Raw genomic sequence first — 18,869 nt, forward strand, 5'->3', positions numbered from 1 at the left:
CGGGCGTCGAACACAACGGATCTTTCGATTGAGTAACAACAGGGTGGGGCATCCCATGATGCGTCTTTGTGCAGCGTTACTGATTTGCCTGCTCGGCAGCCTGAATTCAGTGCACGCTGCACCCGGGCAGCACCCGCGCTGGAGCGTCGGCTACCACGAGATGACGTTCCTCGACCCGCTCGACCTGCAACCGATGCGTGCCATCGCGTTCTATCCCTCCAGCGACCGCGAACACCTGAGCCTGCTCGAAGGCTATTCGGTCGAGGCCGGCGAAGACACCAAAGTCGCCATTGGCCGTTTCCCGATGCTGATGCTGTCCCACGGCAACACCGGCACGCCACTGGCGCTGCACGATCTGGCCACGTCATTGGCACGCAAGGGCTTTGTGGTGGTGGCGGTGATTCATCCCGGCGACAACTCCAAGGATCACAGCCGCCTCGGCACGTTGAGCAATCTTTATGGCCGGCCGATCCAGATTTCCGAAGCCATTACCGCGACGTTGGGCGACCGCATGCTCGCACCCTATGTGAACGCCGAACAGGTGGGCGTGATCGGCTATTCGGCGGGTGGTGAAACGGCGTTGATTCTGTCCGGTGCACAGCCGGATCTGGATCGCCTGCGCCGTTACTGCCAGGAGCGCCCGGACGACCGCGACGCCTGCAACACCCAGGGTGAGTTGATTGTCGACCGCGACGATCTGCAACCGGTGGCCGATCCGCGCGTGCATGCGTTGCTGCTGATGGCGCCGCTGAGTCTGAAGTTCGGTCGCCATACGCTGGCCGATGTGCATGTGCCGGTGCTGCTCTACAGCGGCGACGGCGACAAACTGGTGGCCTTCGACAAAAACGCCGCCGCTCTGGCGCGCAAACTGCCAACGGCACCGGATTTCAAATTGCTGGCTGGGGCAGGGCACTTCGTGTTCATGGCGCCATGCAATGAAGAACAGATTCGTGCGATGCCGGCCCTGTGCACTGATGCCGATGGCGTGGACCGCGAAGACATCCACCGCAACCTGATATCCGAGGCCGGGCGGTTCTTCTCCCATGCCTTGGGCAGGCCGACCCGCGCGGGGATGCAGACGGCGGATCAGTGAGCGCTTACGCCATGGCCCGGCGCTTGAGCAGCAAGGTCAATCCCAGTCCGGTCACGGACAGCAGCGCCGCACTGAAGAAAATCCACGAATAACCCAGATTCAGCGCCACCGCGCCCATCAACGGCCCGGCAATCGCCAGCGCCAGATCGAAAAACACCGCATAGGCACTCAACCCGGCGCCGCGACTGGAGTTGGGCACTTGCTTGATCGCCTCGACGCCCAGCGCCGGGTACACCAGCGACAGGCCGAAGCCGGCCAGACCGGCGCCAATCAAGGCATACGCGGTCGAGGGCGCCAGCCACAGCATGACCAGCCCGACGGTTTCGATGGTCATGCAGGCAATTGCCGAGGTGAACCCGCCAAAACGCCCGATGGCGGAAATGAACAGCAGCCGCGACAGAATGAAACATACGCCGAACACCGTCAGGCAGTACGCCGCACCGGTCCAGCCGCGATTGAGGTAATACAGGGTGATGAAGGTGGTCAGCGTGCCGTAGCCAATCGAGGCCAGGCTCAGGCTGGCGCCGAATGGCGCGATCCGCCCGAACACCGCCCAGAACGGAAGCCGTTCACCGCGCACCACCGGCACCGACGGCTTGTTGCGGATCAGCAGCAAGGCGCCGGCCGCGAGCAGTGACAAGGCGATGCCGAGGCTCTCGAAACCATAGTCGGCCACCATCACCACGCCCAGCGGCGCGCCGATGGCAATAGCGCCATAGGACGCGATGCCGTTCCACGAAATCGAGCGCGCGGTGTGTTCGGCACCGACCTGGCCCATGCACCAACTGATGGTGCCGACGCCGATCAGGCCCTGGGCGATCCCCAGCAGCAGGCGACCGACAATCAGGATCGACAGGCTCAACAACGGCAGGCTCTGCAGCAACGTCGAAACCAGCGTCAGCACACCGCTGAGCACAATCCCCGACAAGCCATACACAATCGCCCGTTTGGTGCCGATGGTGTCCGACATGCGCCCGGCCATTGGCCGGCTGAGCAGGGTGGCCAGGTATTGCGAACCGATCACCAGCCCCGCGATCACGGCACTGAACCCCAATTGTTCGTGCACGTAGCCGGGCAGCACCGCAATCGGCAGGCCGATGCAGAGGAAGGCAATAAAGGTATAGAAAACGATGGAGACGATCTGCAGGGTGATCGCCATGGAGCTTTGCGGTGGCAGTTGCTGCGCAGACATGAGGACTCGTTCGCGGGCGGCGGTGGGAGAGTCCGCATCATGGCGTGGCGCTGGATTAAAAGGAAGCAGGCTAACGATCTTTTCCTCGACGAAAAAAAAGCCCTGTCACAAGGACAGGGCTTTCTGTTTACCGCTCGATTCGACTCAGAACACTACGCCTTGGCTGCGCAGGTAATCGTCGTAGGTGCCGCTGAAATCGGTCACGCCATTCGGGCTCAGCTCGATGATGCGCGTGGCCAGGGACGATACGAACTCACGGTCGTGGCTGACGAATATCAGCGTGCCCGGGTAGTTTTCCAGCGCCAGGTTCAGCGCCTCGATCGATTCCATGTCCAGGTGGTTGGTCGGTTCGTCCATCACCAGCACGTTCGGCTTTTGCAGGATAAGCTTGCCGAACAGCATGCGACCTTGCTCACCACCGGAAATCACCTTCACCGACTTGAGGATCTCGTCGTTGGAGAACAGCATGCGACCGAGGGTGCCACGGATCACTTGCTCGCCCTGAGTCCACTGACCCATCCAGTCGAACAGGCTGACGTCCTCTTCGAAATCGTGGGCGTGGTCCTGGGCGTAGTAGCCCAGCTCCGCGCTTTCGGTCCACTTCACCGAACCTGCGTCCGGGGTCAGTTCGCCCATCAGCGTGCGCAGCAGGGTGGTCTTGCCGATACCGTTCGGGCCGATGATCGCCACGCGCTCGCCGGCTTCAACGGTAAAGCTGAAGTTCTTGAACAGGGTCTTGCCGTCGAAGCCCTTGGACATCTGCTCGATGGTCACGGCCTGGCGGTGCAGCTTCTTGGTCTGTTCGAAACGGATGAACGGGCTCACGCGGCTCGATGGCTTGACCTCGGCCAGCTGGATCTTGTCGATCTGCTTGGCGCGGGAAGTGGCCTGCTTGGCTTTCGAGGCGTTGGCCGAGAAGCGGCTGACGAACGTTTGCAGTTCGGCAATCTGGGCTTTCTTCTTGGCGTTGTCCGACAGCAGTTGCTCGCGGGACTGGGTCGCCGCGGTCATGTACTCGTCGTAGTTGCCCGGGAACAGACGCAGCTCGCCGTAGTCCAGGTCGGCCATGTGGGTGCAGACGCTGTTCAGGAAGTGACGGTCGTGGGAAATGATGATCATGGTGCTGTTACGCGCCGTCAAAATCGTTTCCAGCCAGCGGATGGTGTTGATGTCCAGGTGGTTGGTCGGTTCGTCGAGCAGCAGCACTTCCGGATCGGAGAACAGTGCCTGAGCCAACAGAACACGCAGTTTCCAGCCTGGCGCGACTTCGGTCATCGGACCGAAATGCTGTTCCAGCGGAATGCCCAGACCCAGCAGCAGTTCACCGGCGCGGGATTCGGCGGTGTAGCCGTCCATCTCGGCGAATTCGGTTTCCAGCTCGGCCACGGCCATGCCGTCTTCTTCGCTCATTTCCGGCAGCGAGTAGATGCGGTCGCGCTCGGCCTTGACCTTCCACAGCTCTTCGTGACCCATGATCACGGTGTCGATCACGGTGAATTCTTCGTAGGCGAACTGATCCTGGCGCAGTTTACCCAGGCGTACGTTCGGCTCCAGCATGACCTGGCCACCGGACGGCTCGAGGTCGCCGCCGAGGATTTTCATGAAGGTCGACTTGCCGCAACCGTTGGCGCCGATCAGGCCATAGCGGTTGCCGCCGTTGAATTTGACCGAAACGTTTTCAAACAGCGGCTTGGCGCCGAACTGCATGGTGATGTTGGCTGTGGAGATCAATTACTTTACCTATCAATGGGTTGCAGGCTTCAGGATTGGCGATGAGGCCACTCCTGAGGCAATTTTGAGCTTTTACATCTCTCCCTGATCGCCGCTGGAGCTGAGCTGGCGGGCATAGGTGGAGAGCAGCATCTGGACGTTTCGTCCAAGCTGTTGGGCAATAAAGGCGGGATTTATGCCGGACATTGCGCATAGTGTCGCATAAGTAGGACGGCAGTTGTATGACGGACGATCACCAGACTCCGGACATTTTGTCAGTGGCCCGCCGACCATGCCCCCGCCAGCCTGTGTTCTCTCGCCTGCCCAACGGTGAGGAGCACTGTCGCACATGCCGATAGCGCCAGAGTCCGGTCGGGTCGGGCAAGTCGCAATGACTTGCTCAATGTCCCTCCAGTCAATAAGCATTCGTCGTGCGCAGCCCGGTTTTTATCCGGATATCTTCGAGGATTTTTTTGGAGGCGAGCAAGGAGCCGTCGATCGAGAGATGAGCGCTGTCTGAATACAGAATCTTCCCACCCAGAACGGTGCTGCACGTGCCCGTCATGCAGAAAGTATCCAGAGTATCGACATAGAATGTCCGACTGTGGGTTTCAGCAAACTTCTTGAGCACCTGATTGATTTTGTAGGCTGACGATTGCTCCATTTTGAACTCGAGGAACTTTTCACAACCCTGAGGTAAATATCGTGGCCGGAGCAAACAGGTAACCGTTGGCGACGTACCTGGCGGGATAGGTTGGCTGCCCACCAGGATGAAGTCTCGATCGCCTATGTCGTTTCTGGTTCTTGAAAGCATATCTTCGATAACGGCGAAATAGTCTTTCCCGGGCGTTACTGCGTTCTTGCCTGTGTGATCTGCCACCAGTAGGGAATAGGCTGGCCAACCTTCTGCAAATATGAAAGGCAGCGTGTTGCCGTTCAGAAGCTCAAGAACTTTTGAATAGGTGGCCCGGCAGTCCTGTCGGGGTACGCCGTCGAGAAGGCGAGTGTATTCATTGGAAAGAACACAGCCATGGATGTATTGCGCTTGAATGGATTTCCCGCTGTTCTTCAACTCTCTGTCAAAGCCACTCGCATACTGGTGGGCGAAACTGTCTCCGGCCATGATTGCAATTCTCTCCCCCGACGCGTCGCCGAGTATTGGTGAGAGCGTGTAGCCTGTGCCGCCGTAATTGTTGATGTGGAAGTTTTTTGGATCCTTTGTAAAGGACAGATATTTTGCGTCTACGCGATTAACCCAGCCGCCTGTTTGTATGACTGACAGGGCACCGGCTGCTGTCACTGCAACAGATGCCGCTAATGCACCATATACGACAGGCTTTCGAAAACTGTATTTACCCATGAAGATGCGCTCTACGGAATGGTAGAGCACAGCTCCCATTACGATTGACAACGATAGCAGTGCGAGCTTTTCTTGAGTGTTGAGTTCTCTGAAAACATAATATTTGTAGAACACCAGCAGCGGCCAATGCACCAGATATACAGAGTAGGAAATCAGACCAAGATAAGTAATGGGTTTGAGTGTGGTGAGCACCGCTGCAATTTTTGCTCGACCTGCATATATGCATGCAGCTGCGCCCATACATGGCAATAAAGCTCTCAATCCCGGGAATGGCGAGGATGAGTCAAGAATAAAGGCAGCGCCAAAAACGAGAGCAAGCCCCATCACATAAGTCAGTGCTTCCAGGGCTGGTTTGAGCCTTTGTTGAAAAACAAAGGCCAGCATTCCGCCCAACGAAAGTTCGAATATGCGAAAGGGCATCATGTAATAAGCAGCGGATGCATTAACCGACAGCATCGCTTGTGAGGCGACAAGAGACAAAATTGTCAGTGCTGACAGGGCCACCAATCTGGATGTTTCAGGAATTTTTACCAGAAAGCAAATGACGACCGGCCATACTGCATAGAATTGCCATTCTGTAGCTAGCGACCATGTATGTAGCAGTGGCTGAGTGTTCGCCGCCGCGTCGAAATAGCCTTGATTCTGCCAGAAATATATATTGGAGAACGACAGAAGGGTGGGAACTGATGATTTCGCCAACTCAATCAATGAGGCTGGATCCATCAAGATAAATCCCGCTCCCAGACTGAGAGCGACTGTTGCAATCAGTGCGGGGTGCAGGCGTCGTAGCCTTCGACTGTAAAAATCTACAAACGAAAATCGGTTCTGCTCGATCGCGCAGCGAATCACCTCGGTTATCAAAAAGCCCGAGATAACAAAAAACACATCCACACCGATAAAGCCGCCTGGCACCCCCAAGCCAAAGTGGAAAAGCAGAACAAGAAATACGGCAATTGCGCGCAGTCCATCGATGTCTGGGCGATAGCTGAGATTATTGCTTTGCATGAGTTCCTTTCACTTGGGGGCTTGGTCAGCATGGATTTTCGAGCGCGCAATCATACAAGCCAAGCACTCCTCATGCATAAAAAAACCAGAAAGGAACATCGCCGGACAACACGCGCAGTCGTGCCGCCAGCGCATTCAGGCCTCGCGCTTGCATCGGCGCGGTTGCCCGGTGGCGCTATCGCGAGACAGTTTTTCACAGATGAAGGTTCACTATTGGTTACAAACTGTGGCTAAAATGCCATCCATTCACCCAATGCCTTGTCCGGCATGGGCTCAAGGATGCGCCATCGGGACGTTTTTTTGATTTCAGACCACTGCCACAGACCTTGGGCCACAGCCCGAAAGGCGCGCAGTTTGTTCACTTCTGACGTGTGACGATTTCCGTGAAACTCATCATTGCCGCTGTATATGTCATTTCCATTGCATACGTTCACCTGCGCGGTCGCGTGCGCCACAAGCTCGGTCGTCAACTGAGCGACCACTCTTCGTTCCTGGCACCGATCAACTGCTTCCTTTATCTGTTCTCCAAAAAGCCCAACACGCCGTACCTGGACCCGAAGGACTTCCCCGAGCTGAGCACGTTGCAGGCCCACTGGGAAGAAATCCGTGAGGAAGGCCGCAACCTCCTGCGCGCCGGTGAAATCAAACGCTCGAATCAGTACGACGATGTCGGTTTCAACTCGTTCTTCAAGACCGGCTGGAAGCGTTTCTACCTGAAGTGGTACGGCGACAGCCACCCGTCGGCGCTGCAACTGTGCCCACGCACCACTGAACTGGTGCAGAGCATCGGCTCGATCAAGGCTGCGATGTTCGCCGAGCTGCCGCCGGGCTCGAAACTGGTGCGTCACCGCGACCCGTACGCTGGTTCCTATCGCTATCATCTGGGCCTGGAAACGCCGAACGACGCCGGTTGCTACATCAACGTCGATGGCGAGAACTATCACTGGCGTGATGGCGAAGCGGTGATGTTCGACGAGACCTTCATTCATTACGCGGAAAACACCACCGACCAGAACCGCATCATCCTGTTCTGTGACGTCGAGCGCCCGATGAAGTATCGCTGGGCAGCGGCATTCAACAGTTGGTTCAGCCGTACCGTGATGTCGGCGGCCGGTGCGCCGAACGACGCAGGTGACCGCACCGGCGGCATCAACCGCTTGTTTACCAAGATCTACAAGATTCGCCTGCGCGGCAAAGAGCTGAAAAAGCGCAATCGCAAGCTCTACTACATGGAAAAGTGGGCGATCTTCGGCGGTTTGCTGGCGGTCTTCATTTTGATCTGACGAATCGGGCGACTGTTGCAAGACAGTCGCCCGATTTACTTTTTACGAGGCTTTTTTGGTCTTCTTCGCCGGCGCTGCCTTACTGGCGGTCTTCTTCGCCGGTTTCGCCGGGGCTTTCCCGCCGAGGCTGCGCTTGAGCAGTTCGGTCAAGTCGATCACATCAGCCGATTTGCGCTCTTCTTCTCCGGAAACCGTTTCAACGTCTTCGATCTTGCCTTCATGGGCCTTCTTGTCAACGAGTGCCATGATCTTGTTTTCGAACTCGTCCTTATAGTCTTCGGGCGTCCAGTCCGCCGTCATGTCTTCCACCAGCCGTTTGGCCATGTCCAGTTCGCCCTTTGCCAGTTGCGGCTTGGTCACTTCGCTGCCCAGCTCAAGTTCGTCGAGGCTGCGCACCTCCTGCGGCCAGCGCAGCTTCACCAGCACCAGAGCCGACTCCAGAGGCATCAACGCTGCCAGGTATTGGCGGGTGTGTAAAACGACGCGGGCGAGGGCGACTTTTTTGGTTTTGCTCAGGGTCTCACGCAGCAAGGCGTAGACCTTGCCGCCGCGCTTGTCCGGGGCCAGGTAATAAGGCGTGTCGATGTTCTGCAACGGAATCTGGTCACTGTCGACGAAGGCGAAAATGTCGATGGTCTGGGTCGAAACCGGGTGCGCCGAACGGATCTCTTCCTCGCTGAGCACCACGTAGCGGCCTTTTTCGAACTGCACGCCTTTGACGATGTGCTCTTTGGTGACTTCCTTGCCAGTAACCTTGTTGACTCGTTTATAGCCGACCGGGTCCATGCTGCGGCTGTCGAGCCAGTCAAAGTCGACGCCCTGGGATGACGTCGCCGAGACCAGTGCCACGGGGATGTGCACCAGACCGAAACTGATTGCGCCTTTCCAGATTGCCCGAGCCATGTGCCGTCCTCCGAGTGATGTTCGGGTGACCCGTGGTCCGGCGTAAAAGTTTCCGTTGTTTGTGGGGCGGCGGTAAACGGCAGGTCAAGCCGTGTTACATCTTGTTTAGCGGTGACGGGTTAACAAATCCGAACCCACGGCGTAGCGTGGACTCGAAGGCTCTAATCCACGTGCATCGAAAGAGGCCGTTCATGAACCGTTTCCTGCTTGGCATTGCGTTGCTGGCCCTCAGTGGCGGGCTGGTTCACGCCGAGGGCGCCACCACGCATTCATCGCTGTTGCTGGCGCAGAGTCCGACCGGCAACAGCAACAATCCCTACAACAGCCCGATCCGCCGGGCGAATCCCAACAGCATGCAGGGCACTCAGCCCAGCGCTCCACCCGTTCGCGGGCCGAATACGGTGCCCGTGCCACGGCCGCCGACCCTGGAAAACCGCGGCATCGGCAATGGCCAGCCGCTGCGCTCCGTCCCGAGCACGCCACCCACCTTCATCCCCAACCCACCAGCCCGTGACAGCGGGAGCAACCGTTGAATGGCAGAACCGCTTCTGTCAGCCCTTCAAACGAACAAAAGGAATCGTGCATGTTGCGTAATACCCTTCTGGCCGGCCTGTGTGCCAGTGCACTGATCGCCGCCCCGGCGTTCGCTGCCGCTCCCAAAGAGCTGCAAAGCGAGCAGGGCACTCTTGAAGTCACAACGATTACCCAGGGCCTCGAGCACCCATGGGCTCTGGCGTTCCTGCCGGATCGGCAGGGCATGCTAGTGACCGAACGTCCCGGCAACCTGCGCGTGGTGGATGCCGACGGCAAACTGTCCGCGCCGATCACTGGTGTGCCGGACGTCTGGGCCAAGGGGCAGGGCGGATTGCTCGATGTGGTGCTGTCACCGGATTTCAAACAGGATCGCCTCGTGTACCTGTCCTACGCCGAGGGCGGCGGAGCTGGTGACAAGGCCGGAACGGCGGTGGGGTTCGGGCGTCTGTCGGATGACCTGAAAACCTTGAAGGACTTCAACGTGATTTTCCGTCAGGAACCGAAACTGTCGGTCGGCAACCACTTCGGCTCGCGGCTGGTGTTCGACCGGGACGGTTATTTGTTCATCACCCTGGGCGAGAACAACGACCGCCCGACCGCGCAGGACCTGGACAAGCTGCAAGGCAAAGTCGTGCGAATCTACCCTGACGGCAAGGTGCCCGATGACAATCCCTTTGTCGGCCAGTCGGGCGTACGCCCGGAGATCTGGTCCTACGGCCACCGCAATCCCCAGGGCGCCGCGCTCAATCCGTGGACCGGAACCGTGTGGGAAAACGAGCACGGCCCGCGCGGTGGCGACGAGGTGAACATCATCGAACGCGGCAAAAATTACGGCTGGCCGCTGGCGACCCACGGCATCAATTACTCCATGCAACCGATCCCGGAAGCCAAGGGCAAAACCGCCGAAGGCACGGTCGGGCCGCACCATGTCTGGGAAAAATCCCCGGGCGTCACCGGCATGGCCTTCTACGATGCCGATCGCTTCAAACCGTGGCAGCACAACGTGTTCATCGGTGCGCTGGTGACGCAGGAATTGATTCGCTTGCAGTTCGACGGCGACAAGGTGGTGCATGAAGAACGCTTGCTGGGCGAACTGAAGCAACGGATTCGTGACGTGCGTCAGGGGCCGGATGGTTACCTGTATGTGCTGACCGATGAATCCGACGGCTCGCTGTACAAGATCGGACTCAAATAAATGCGTCATGCGGGCGGGCGAGCGTAAAGCACCACCGCCGCCCGCAATTTGCCACGACCGAAGCGGCACATTTTCTCGAACTCCCCATGGCTGACCGGCACGTGCTGGCAGTCCATGGGCTGACGATGCTGACTGTGGTCGACATCCGGGTCGTGGAGGTAGACGAAGTCTTCATCGCAATCGGTGACGATCACCCAGTGCGGTGACTTGGAACGTGTCAGGCGATAGCTGCTGATCAGCACCAGAGGCTGTCCACCGTTGGCCAGCAGTGCCGGTAAGTCCAGCGTTACGCCAATGGATTGATCAACATCGGTGTCGTTCAGTTGCGCCATGAACTCGTCATGCACCAAGCGCATGACGTCTTTTTTATGCGCATCGCGCACGCCGTCGAGAAACAGCGGCCCGGTCATGCTCAGTTGCAAACGCACGTTGAAACCCCGGCGCCACGCTGCCAGTGCCAGGCCTTGCGGGCTGCAACCGCCATGGCCGGCCGTCATGAACACCGTGGTTGCCTCGCGCCACAACTGCAACTCTTCGCGCCGCTCCAATAAGCGATCGGCCTGCAACGCGCCCATGGCCATCAGCAGGCAGGCCGGGCCGCAGGTGAAGTCGGTGGTTTGTCGGTAATAGGGGACTTTGATGTTGCGTGAGTCGCGATGCTGGAGAATGCGTTTCTCCAGGCGCAGCGCGTCGGCGTGATCCTCGTAGTAGTCATGGATCAGCGCAAAGCGCCGGTAACCGTTGCGCTCGTACAGGGCGATGGCGGCCGGATTGTCGGTGCGCACTTCCAGACGCAGGTAGGCGCAGTCGTGCTCAAGCGCGCAGGCCTCGATCCGTTGCAGCAGTTGCTTGCCCAGACCACCACCGCGCGCCTCGGGAGCAATCGCAATCGAGTACAGCCGGGCCAACGAGGTGCCGCGATGAAACAGCACCAGCGCATAACCGGCCAGTTGACCCTCGCATTCGGCCACCCACAATTGCCCGTGGGCCCGGGTGATCATCCATTGGAAACTGCGGCGGGTGAGTCGGTCCGTGGTGAAACAGTGCATCTCCAGCGTGAGCAACGCTGGCAAATCCTCAACGACCGCCAGGCGAAAAGCAGCATTCATATGACCACCGTAAAAGTTGCGTAACGAAACGGGACTTTCGAAAAACTTCGTGCTTAATAGAAAAGGTCTTGTTCTCCAACGGATCAATTTCTATGTCAGCGGTACAGGGTCATTGGCGCGAAGTATCCAGTCAAAGTTTGCCACCGGCAACTTATTTAAAACCGCAGATCAGAACTTCCAGTCAAGTGTTGATCATCGTCGAACGCAAGGAAGACTGGGCCTCGTACTTTCCCAGCGAAGACATCCTGACGGCCCAGGAATACCTCGAACAACCCCCCGACAGCGAGCCGGGAAAACGGGTGCAGGTGATCAACCTGTGTCGCAGCTACAAGTACCTGGGCCACGGCTATTACTGCTCGCTGCTGGCTGAAGCGCGGGGGCACAAGGTGATTCCTTCGGTGCGGACCATCAGCGAACTGACCCGGAAATCCCTTTACGGTCTGGCGCTGGATGACCTGGATAAAACCCTGGAAAAAGCCCTCAGCCATCATCTCTACAGCGACACCGAAGGTTTTACGCTGACACTTTATTTCGGCAGAACCCATATCGAGCCGTTGCAGGATTTGGCCCGGCAATTGTTTGAAGTATTTCCGTGTCCGATTCTGTTAGTTGAGTTCCGCAGAACTAACGGCTGGCACATCGAAGGTATAAAGTCCGGCGCCTTGCACAAGTTGCGCGACGATCAGGAAGATCAGTTCGCCAATGCGCTGGACGGCTTCAGTCGCAAGATCTGGCGTGTTCCGCGTTCGCCGCAAGTGGCGCGTTATGACCTGGCGATCCTGCACGATCCGCAGGAGGCGTTGCCGCCGTCCAACGCCCGGGCGCTGGAAAACTTTGTGCGGGTCGGCAAGGGCATGGGCATCGATGTCGAGCTGATCGAACGCAAGGACTACGCAAGGCTGGCCGAGTACGACGGCCTGCTGATCCGCGAGACCACCAGTGTCGACAACCACACTTACCGCTTCGCCAAGAAAGCCGAAAGTGAAGGGCTGGTGGTGATGGACGACCCGACGTCGATCCTGCGCTGCACCAACAAGGTCTACCTCACCGACCTGCTCAACAGCCATCAACTGGGCATGCCGGCCACGGAAATTCTCTACAAGGAGCGACCCGAAGACTTCGAGCGGGTCGGCGAGCGCCTCGGTTTTCCGCTGGTGCTGAAGATCCCCGACGGTTGTTTCTCCCGTGGCGTGATCAAGGTCGAGAGCCAAGAGGCCTTGTTGGAAGCCACCGCCGAACTGTTCGAGCATTCGGTGCTGTTATTGGCCCAGGAATTCTTCTACACCGAGTACGACTGGCGCATCGGCGTGCTCAACCGCAAACCGATCTTTGCCTGCCAGTACTTCATGTCCAAAGGCCATTGGCAGATCTACAACCACAAGGCCAAGGGCCAGGATGTCAACGGCGAATGCCGCACGCTGGCCATCCACGAAGCGCCGCGCGCGGTGGTGGAACTGGCGGTGAAGACGGCCAACCTGATCGGCGACGGCTTGTACGGTGTTGACCTGAAACAGGCCGGCGACAAAGTGGTGGTGATCGAGGTCAACGACAACCCGAACCTCGACGCCGGCATCGAAGACGCCTACCTGCAGGACGACCTGTATTCGCTGGTACTGGAAGAGTTCGTGCGGCGTCTCGAACTCAAACGCCGCGGGCAGGCCTGGTGACCGGCCGATGATCAACAGCTTTGCACTGAATCACGGCGGTTTGCAGCGGGTCGAGCGACTGGACGCCGAGGTGATGCTGTTCAGCGACCCGGACACTGCCGAGCGCGACTTGCTGCACAGTCACTTCAAACTCGACGAGCACGCGCTGGCCTCGGCGCTGGATCCGGACGAGGTGTCGCGGATCGAGTTTCACCCCGATCACCTGTTTCTGATCTGGAAACGCCCGGAGAACTATTCCGGCGGCGGCAGCCTGGCGTTCGAGGTGTCGTCCTGTGGTTTGCTGTTCTCACCTGGCCAGTTGTTGGTCATCGCGACCGACGACACGCCGCTGCACGGTGTCGGTACGCGTCAGCCACTGAACACGCCGCTGGATGTGTTGCTGGACCTGCTGTTCAACAACATCCATCACTACCTCGGGCACTTGAAGGTGATCAAACTGGTCGCCCGGGAATTGCAGCAGAAATTCAACGCCTCGATGCAAAACCAGCATCTGGTGCAGATGTTCAACCTCAGCGAAAGCCTGATCTATTACATCAACGCCCTGCACAGCAACGGCGCGGTGCTGACGCGGTTGCGCAATCACGCGGAAAAGCAGCATTTCGGCAGCGAAGCGATCGGCCTGATCGACGACCTGATCATCGAAAACAACCAGTGCTACAAGCAGGCGGAAATCTATTCGACGGTGTTCTCCGGGCTGATCGACGCCCGGGGCAACCTGATGAACAACAGCATGAACAACCTGCTGCGCAAACTGACGCTGATCAACGTGGTGTTCCTGCCACTCAACCTGATTGCGAGCATTGGCGGCATGTCGGAATTCAGCATGATGACCGCCGGCACGCCGTGGTGGGTGTCGTACCCGTTGTTTCTGGCGGCGATGCTGCTGGGGGCGGGCGGGATGCTGTTCGGGCTCAGGCGTCTGGCGAAATGAAAGCAAAATTCGCCATTGACTTGCCCGCAGCACCCGGGCTAATTTCGGGGCCATGACTTCCACCGTACTGCGCTGCCAGCCAAGCATTATTACCGCCATTCCTCATTTGGCGGGCTAGCTCACGACTGCAGCACCCAACCCGCCCTAGAGGCGGGTTTTTATTTTCTGTCTCCGGGGTTCTGAATCAAACGTCAGGAGACGACCATGCGCTACAGCCCCGCCCAGCAAGCCCTGCTTGAGCAGTACGTGAAAAAGATCCTCGCCGCTCCGGTGTATGAACTGGCGGTGCGCACGCCGCTGCAACCGGCGCCGGCGCTGTCCGAAGCGCTGGACAACCGGATCCTGCTCAAGCGCGAAGACCTGCAACCGACGTTCTCCTTCAAGATCCGTGGTGCCTACAACAAACTGGTGCAGCTGAGTGATGAGCAGAAGGCGCGCGGAGTAATCACGGCGTCGGCGGGCAATCATGCGCAAGGCGTAGCGCTGGCGGCGCGGGAACTGGGTATTGCCGCGACCATTGTGATGCCGGCAACCACGCCTGAGTTGAAAGTGCTGGGCGTCAGTAGTCGCGGAGCCGAGGCGCTATTGCATGGAGAAAGCTTCCCCTTTGCCCTGGCTCACGCGCTGCAACTGGCTGAGCAGACCGGCCGAACGTTCGTCTCGCCATTCGACGATCCCGATGTGATCGCCGGCCAGGGCACGGTCGCGATGGAAATCCTGCGCGAGCACCAAGGCACACTGGATGCGATCTTCGTCCCGGTGGGCGGTGGCGGGTTGATCGCCGGCATCGCGGCGTATGTGAAATACCTGCGGCCTGAAGTACGGATCATCGGCGTCGAGTCGGAGCACTCGGCCTGCCTGAAGGCTGCCATGCTAGCGGATGAGCGAGTGGTGCTGCCCAACGTGGGCACATTCGCCGATGGCGTGGCGGTGGCGCAGATCGGCGCTTACGGGTTCGAGGTTTGCCGCTTCTGCGTGGATGAGGTCATCACCGTCAGCAACGACGAACTCTGCGCGGCGATCAAGAATATCTACGACGATACCCGCTCGATCACCGAGCCTTCCGGTGCTTTGGCGGTGGCGGGCATTAAAAAGTACGTGGCGCAAAGCGGCGCACGGAGTCAGACGCTGATCGCCATCGATTCTGGCGCCAATATCAATTTCGACAGCTTGCGACACGTCGCCGAGCGAGCGGCGGCGTGCGGCGTTGTGGCTTGAAGTTACTCGGGAATGGCCACGCCAATCTTGTCCGAGGCCGACCAGATGCGGAAACGCACTTCAACGTCCTGCGGTGCGTAAACCACGATCGGCAGCTTGCTGTTGTAGCGCACGGTGAAACCGTCACCGATCACCGGCACGAATACGCGTTTTTTCTGGGTGCCGGGCGGGCAGGCCATCAGCGTGCTCATCGGGCCGCTGACTTTTTCCAGGCGGTAGAACGGATAGCCCCAGCCTTCGAGGTTTTTCTCTTCGAGGGTGCCGCCCAGACGCTGGCGGTTGCAATCGACTTCGAGGGTTTTGCCGGCGAGGATTTCGACTTTGAAGTTTTCTTCCTGGGCCTGTTGCGGCAGGTGGATGACCTGGCGCGTGAAGCCCGCTTCGGCCTTCGGATAAGGCGCGGTGTCTTCAAGCTTGGCGGCGTGGGCGAGGGTGGACAGGCTGGCGAGCATCAGGCCGGCCGTCGCGCGGACGGTGAAATTTCCCATTGAAGCCTCCTGGCGGGTGTACGTTGGTTGACGGGCATTCTCACTGTCGCAGGCGATGAATGCAAACCGCCAGCCGCTTGCAAATTGCAGTGCCTGCACGATCGAATCTTGCATTTTGCAACTGGCCAGTTGCCTGCGTTTTGGCCAAGTCTTTGATTTGCAAGGAGGTGAATGCAACCTGATGAAAGGCACGTTTTATGCGTTTATTTGGTGCAGCGCACCGAGTTCGGGCGCCTACACTCCAATGGGCATTTCGCAGTACAGCCGCTTGTCACACCCAAGGATTTAGCGGGGACACACCCGTGGGAACCGTGGCATCGGTCGACGTGAATACTTGATTGGCAGTCTCACAGTAAGGAGAGGTTTCGCCATGTTTCTGTCTGCCTTGGAACTCCGCAACATCATTGAAAGCAGCTTTCTACCGAAACGCTGCCAGTGCACGCTGTCCCCGGATCTGTCGATGACCGTCAAGGTGTATGGCGATCACCAGACCGATCAGGTTGAGCTGCAGGTGAGTGGCATCGATGCCAGTCATTTGAACAGCTGTCGCGAAATCAACGGCCTGATCGCCGGGTTGCGCTCAGATCTTGCGCTACAAACGGCGACCCAACATTCAGTGCCGCGATCCCGAGTCGTCTAACCGACTGTTTCACCCAGTTCGACCGTCACGCGCCGGGCCTGCAAGAAGCCAAGGCCCAGCGCGAACTCGACCAGCACCGCAAGCAGAATCCCGGGGCCGGCGTGGCCGTTGAGCCATTCAGCAAACCCCAGCACCGCCAGGCCAAAACAGCCGACGATAAAGCCGTTGCTCAGCGCATTGCGCGCGATCGATACCGGCGCGTTGCGCACCAGATAAAACATCACCCCCAACGCCGCAAACAGCACCGCGCTGCGCCGTGCGACGAATCCGGCGGCTTCCGAATACTCGATGCTCCAGATCGCCAGCAACATCTGTGGTGCCAGACCCCACGCCAAGGAAAGCAGAAAACAAAGGGAGAAGGTGAGGGTCGAGAGCGTGCGGAACGACAACTGCATGGCGAATCCTTGCGGCAGTGAGGAGGGCCCCGAGCATACTCTTCGAGACCCGTGCTCGCCTACCGCAAAGCCGCAAATCAGAGCTTTCTGTCAGTTCTGGAAGCTGCAGGCGTCAGATAATTTCCGGTAACTGATTTCTTCCGGTTTACCGGTGTTGTCGAGGTACTTCATGTCGGCGGTGATGACCTTGCACTCCTGCGTCTGCGGCTCGGTCAGGGAAACCACTTTGGCGACATGCAGCGGCATGCCGTATTCATAGGGAACAGCCTTGGAGGTGTCATTGGCCTGGGCCAGCCCGGCAAACGCGGTGCAGGCGAGGGCGGTGGTGAGCAGGAACGGACGAATGTTCATGATGGACTCCGGTGCGACGGAAATGGAGTTCGGCGGATTGCCAGCCAAACCTGCCGCACTCGGCGTCAGCCAGGGCTGAGGGTGTGCGGTTCAGTAGAGTTTTTGACCGCGGCGTTAAGCGATGGTTAACCGGGCTGAACGCCGGCTGTCTGGGTGAGGATTGTTTCGCGGGGGAGACTCGGCGGATTCCTACAAGGGTGGATGCCTTGTCTGCTTTCGGGGGCTGGAGCGGGGCGGTTATGGTTTGGCGTCGCTGCAAAATCAGCGGCTTAGGTTTGGTCACCTAAAATAACAGCCCTCAAGTGTGCCATTATTCGCTCCGTGGACATCTATGTCCTCGAAGTGCATTGCAGTGGCGGCTGTGTGCAGGGTCGCCTTCGGGCGTGCTGAGTTGGGTTGTTCTCGGTTGACCAAGCCTGCGCACAGTCCGCCTCCCCATCGTTTGGTCACGGTGTCGGCGGTTACTTACAACCTAATCGAGTAACTCCAATGCCAATCCTGAAAATAAGCTCCGCTCGCTATCTCCCGCTCAACAGCGGCGTCACTGACAGCGCACCGCTGGTCATCGACACCCAAGCCAACCCGAAAGACCTCTTCGAAGCCGCCGTGCAACGCATCCGCGCCGCAGCCGACCTGCTCGAAACCCTGCACTGCCTGTGCTTCAAACACGCCGACGTCCAGGACATTCCCCACATCACCCATGCGCTGTACCTGCTGACGCAGGATGGCAGTGATCTGCTGCAGGTTGCGCAGCAGAAAATGTTGAACTGGCAGGCGCCGGTTTGATGCTGTGACTAAAAAGCGGAAGGAGTGAGGCATCAATGCACTTCACTCCTTCCGCTTTTTCTATGCGCGACTTTCCGAATTCCGTTGGAGAACTTCGAACTAGTTTCCAAGCTTGTCAGGGAAAAAGGAGAGCGGCGGGTGGGTGGCTTTCCATTCCTTTGCTACGATCTTTGATTCTTCGATTTGTTCGGCTGTCATTTTGTTGCGAATTTCGTCACTTTTTCGCTCAACATACCGTCCGATTCCACCGCTATCATCAAGCTCGCCAAGCAAGGTGAACAGTGCATACCCTTTTATCATATCGAGTGGGTAACCAACTTTATCCGGCGTATGGGCTATGTAGGCGCCATAATTGCTTACAGCAGCTTGGTAACCGGTCTCGGCTCCTAACACAAGCCAATGGCGAATGCTCTCTGTATCACCTTCTATATGCAGTATTTCAAGATAGTCCATCATTGCTTTGGGATAGCCGCCTTCAGAAGAAAGCAAAAGCCAGTTTTTAACAGAGGCGTCACGTCTTCCTGGGATAAAAAAGAAACCCTCACCTTGTCGTTCACTTACCGCCATCCAGTATTGTGCGAGGGCATATCCTGCATTTGCGGACTTCTCGAGCCAAATGCGATCAAACGTTATCTCATACATTAGATACAACGACTCAGGATCACCGTTGTTGGCTTTTGCCAGCAGCAATTCTTTGGCATGTGTAAGCCACTCAACAGGAGACTTGGCGCTGGCAGGACAGTTATCCATGATTTTGCATAAATCTTCATTTTTGCGACCTAACTGGATCATTGCATATATGGAACCATTCACTGCCGCTGTTTCATACCAGTGCTGTGCTTCTGGTGTCATATAACGGTTGCGTTTTCGCAGAGCCTCCCCTAAGTAGTACTGAGACTCGACGCTTCCAGATTGTGCCTCTTTTTCTAACGCGGAGATAGCTTCTCCGAGTTTTAACTGATTGAATAAAATAATGCCTGAAGAAGCTTCACGCACCGGCTCCGAGAAA

Annotated in this window: 17 protein-coding genes and 2 pseudogenes; 9 read left to right on the forward strand and 10 right to left on the reverse strand. The window is 58.0% G+C overall.

The window, feature by feature from the left end; all coding sequences use genetic code 11:
* The first annotated feature begins 55 nt into the window (after window positions 1–55).
* A complete protein-coding gene (locus ACODTD_RS01960) occupies window positions 56–1,093 on the forward strand; it encodes an alpha/beta hydrolase family protein (protein WP_011334022.1) in 1,038 nt (345 codons plus the stop codon).
* 4 nt (window positions 1,094–1,097) lie between these two features.
* Here the strand turns inward: ACODTD_RS01960 and ACODTD_RS01965 are convergent, their stop codons facing one another.
* From ACODTD_RS01965 to ACODTD_RS01980, 4 genes and pseudogenes are all read right to left on the reverse strand, one after another.
* Window positions 1,098–2,285 (reverse strand): MFS transporter, encoded by a 1,188-nt coding sequence (locus ACODTD_RS01965; protein WP_221614698.1) that lies wholly within the window; start codon window positions 2,283–2,285, stop codon window positions 1,098–1,100.
* A gap of 144 nt (window positions 2,286–2,429) precedes the next feature.
* Complete coding sequence (locus ACODTD_RS01970) at window positions 2,430–4,016, reverse strand: ABC-F family ATPase (RefSeq protein WP_108561835.1); 1,587 nt, start codon at window positions 4,014–4,016, stop codon at window positions 2,430–2,432.
* A gap of 72 nt (window positions 4,017–4,088) precedes the next feature.
* Window positions 4,089–4,247 (reverse strand): annotated as a pseudogene (locus ACODTD_RS01975) (site-specific integrase); the annotation flags it as partial.
* A gap of 163 nt (window positions 4,248–4,410) precedes the next feature.
* Window positions 4,411–6,360, reverse strand: coding sequence for an acyltransferase family protein (locus tag ACODTD_RS01980; protein ID WP_041475263.1), 1,950 nt, complete (start codon window positions 6,358–6,360; stop codon window positions 4,411–4,413).
* Between the two features lie 383 nt (window positions 6,361–6,743).
* On the opposite strand from ACODTD_RS01980, the gene lpxO reads away from it, so the two are divergent.
* On the forward strand, window positions 6,744–7,643 hold the full coding sequence (lpxO, locus tag ACODTD_RS01985) for a lipid A hydroxylase LpxO (RefSeq protein ID WP_221614697.1): 900 nt from the start codon (window positions 6,744–6,746) through the stop codon (window positions 7,641–7,643).
* 42 nt (window positions 7,644–7,685) lie between these two features.
* Here lpxO and ku read toward each other — a convergent pair whose 3' ends face one another.
* The gene (gene ku / locus ACODTD_RS01990) at window positions 7,686–8,546 is read right to left on the reverse strand and encodes a non-homologous end joining protein Ku (protein WP_236196379.1); all 861 of its coding nucleotides are present in this window, start codon (window positions 8,544–8,546) and stop codon (window positions 7,686–7,688) included.
* 191 nt (window positions 8,547–8,737) lie between these two features.
* Between ku and ACODTD_RS01995 the strand changes: the two genes are divergently transcribed.
* Both ACODTD_RS01995 and ACODTD_RS02000 read left to right on the forward strand, forming a co-directional pair.
* On the forward strand, window positions 8,738–9,079 hold the full coding sequence (locus ACODTD_RS01995; RefSeq protein WP_007957453.1) for a hypothetical protein: 342 nt from the start codon (window positions 8,738–8,740) through the stop codon (window positions 9,077–9,079).
* Between the two features lie 50 nt (window positions 9,080–9,129).
* A complete protein-coding gene (locus tag ACODTD_RS02000) occupies window positions 9,130–10,275 on the forward strand; it encodes a PQQ-dependent sugar dehydrogenase (RefSeq protein WP_285355677.1) in 1,146 nt (381 codons plus the stop codon).
* A 5-nt stretch (window positions 10,276–10,280) separates the two neighbouring features.
* Here the strand turns inward: ACODTD_RS02000 and ACODTD_RS02005 are convergent, their stop codons facing one another.
* A complete protein-coding gene (locus ACODTD_RS02005; protein ID WP_285355678.1) occupies window positions 10,281–11,384 on the reverse strand; it encodes a GNAT family N-acetyltransferase/peptidase C39 family protein in 1,104 nt (367 codons plus the stop codon).
* 92 nt (window positions 11,385–11,476) lie between these two features.
* On the opposite strand from ACODTD_RS02005, the gene ACODTD_RS02010 reads away from it, so the two are divergent.
* The 3 genes and pseudogenes from ACODTD_RS02010 to ilvA form a co-directional block, all read left to right on the forward strand.
* Entirely contained in the window at window positions 11,477–13,051 is a 1,575-nt protein-coding gene (locus ACODTD_RS02010) for a RimK family ATP-grasp domain-containing protein (RefSeq protein ID WP_243459083.1), read from the forward strand.
* Between the two features lie 7 nt (window positions 13,052–13,058).
* A complete protein-coding gene (locus ACODTD_RS02015) occupies window positions 13,059–13,982 on the forward strand; it encodes a magnesium transporter CorA family protein (RefSeq protein WP_011334033.1) in 924 nt (307 codons plus the stop codon).
* Window positions 13,983–14,186: 204 nt separating this feature from the next.
* Window positions 14,187–15,176, forward strand: a pseudogene (gene ilvA, locus ACODTD_RS02020) (threonine ammonia-lyase, biosynthetic); the annotation flags it as partial.
* Between the two features lie 26 nt (window positions 15,177–15,202).
* Here ilvA and eco read toward each other — a convergent pair.
* Window positions 15,203–15,688 carry a serine protease inhibitor ecotin gene (gene eco / locus ACODTD_RS02025; protein WP_011334035.1) on the reverse strand — a complete coding sequence of 162 codons (486 nt, stop codon included), beginning with the start codon at window positions 15,686–15,688 and terminating at the stop codon, window positions 15,203–15,205.
* A gap of 370 nt (window positions 15,689–16,058) precedes the next feature.
* On the opposite strand from eco, the gene ACODTD_RS02030 reads away from it, so the two are divergent.
* The gene (locus ACODTD_RS02030; protein WP_011334036.1) at window positions 16,059–16,328 is read left to right on the forward strand and encodes a DUF1652 domain-containing protein; all 270 of its coding nucleotides are present in this window, start codon (window positions 16,059–16,061) and stop codon (window positions 16,326–16,328) included.
* On the opposite strand, the gene ACODTD_RS02035 is transcribed toward ACODTD_RS02030, so the two are convergent.
* Both ACODTD_RS02035 and ACODTD_RS02040 read right to left on the reverse strand, forming a co-directional pair.
* Window positions 16,325–16,723, reverse strand: a complete 399-nt coding sequence (locus ACODTD_RS02035; protein WP_011334037.1) for a hypothetical protein — start codon at window positions 16,721–16,723, stop codon at window positions 16,325–16,327. The two genes, ACODTD_RS02030 and ACODTD_RS02035, sit on opposite strands and share 4 nt — an antisense overlap.
* 90 nt (window positions 16,724–16,813) lie before the next feature.
* The gene (locus tag ACODTD_RS02040) at window positions 16,814–17,074 is read right to left on the reverse strand and encodes a DUF2790 domain-containing protein (RefSeq protein WP_011334038.1); all 261 of its coding nucleotides are present in this window, start codon (window positions 17,072–17,074) and stop codon (window positions 16,814–16,816) included.
* Window positions 17,075–17,563: 489 nt separating this feature from the next.
* Between ACODTD_RS02040 and ACODTD_RS02045 the strand changes: the two genes are divergently transcribed.
* On the forward strand, window positions 17,564–17,860 hold the full coding sequence (locus tag ACODTD_RS02045) for a hypothetical protein (protein WP_011334039.1): 297 nt from the start codon (window positions 17,564–17,566) through the stop codon (window positions 17,858–17,860).
* A 99-nt stretch (window positions 17,861–17,959) separates the two neighbouring features.
* Here ACODTD_RS02045 and ACODTD_RS02050 read toward each other — a convergent pair whose 3' ends face one another.
* A complete protein-coding gene (locus ACODTD_RS02050) occupies window positions 17,960–18,856 on the reverse strand; it encodes a tetratricopeptide repeat protein (protein ID WP_285355686.1) in 897 nt (298 codons plus the stop codon).
* Between the last annotated feature and the right edge of the window lie 13 nt (window positions 18,857–18,869).

Source organism: Pseudomonas sp. FG35 (assembly GCF_057809295.1).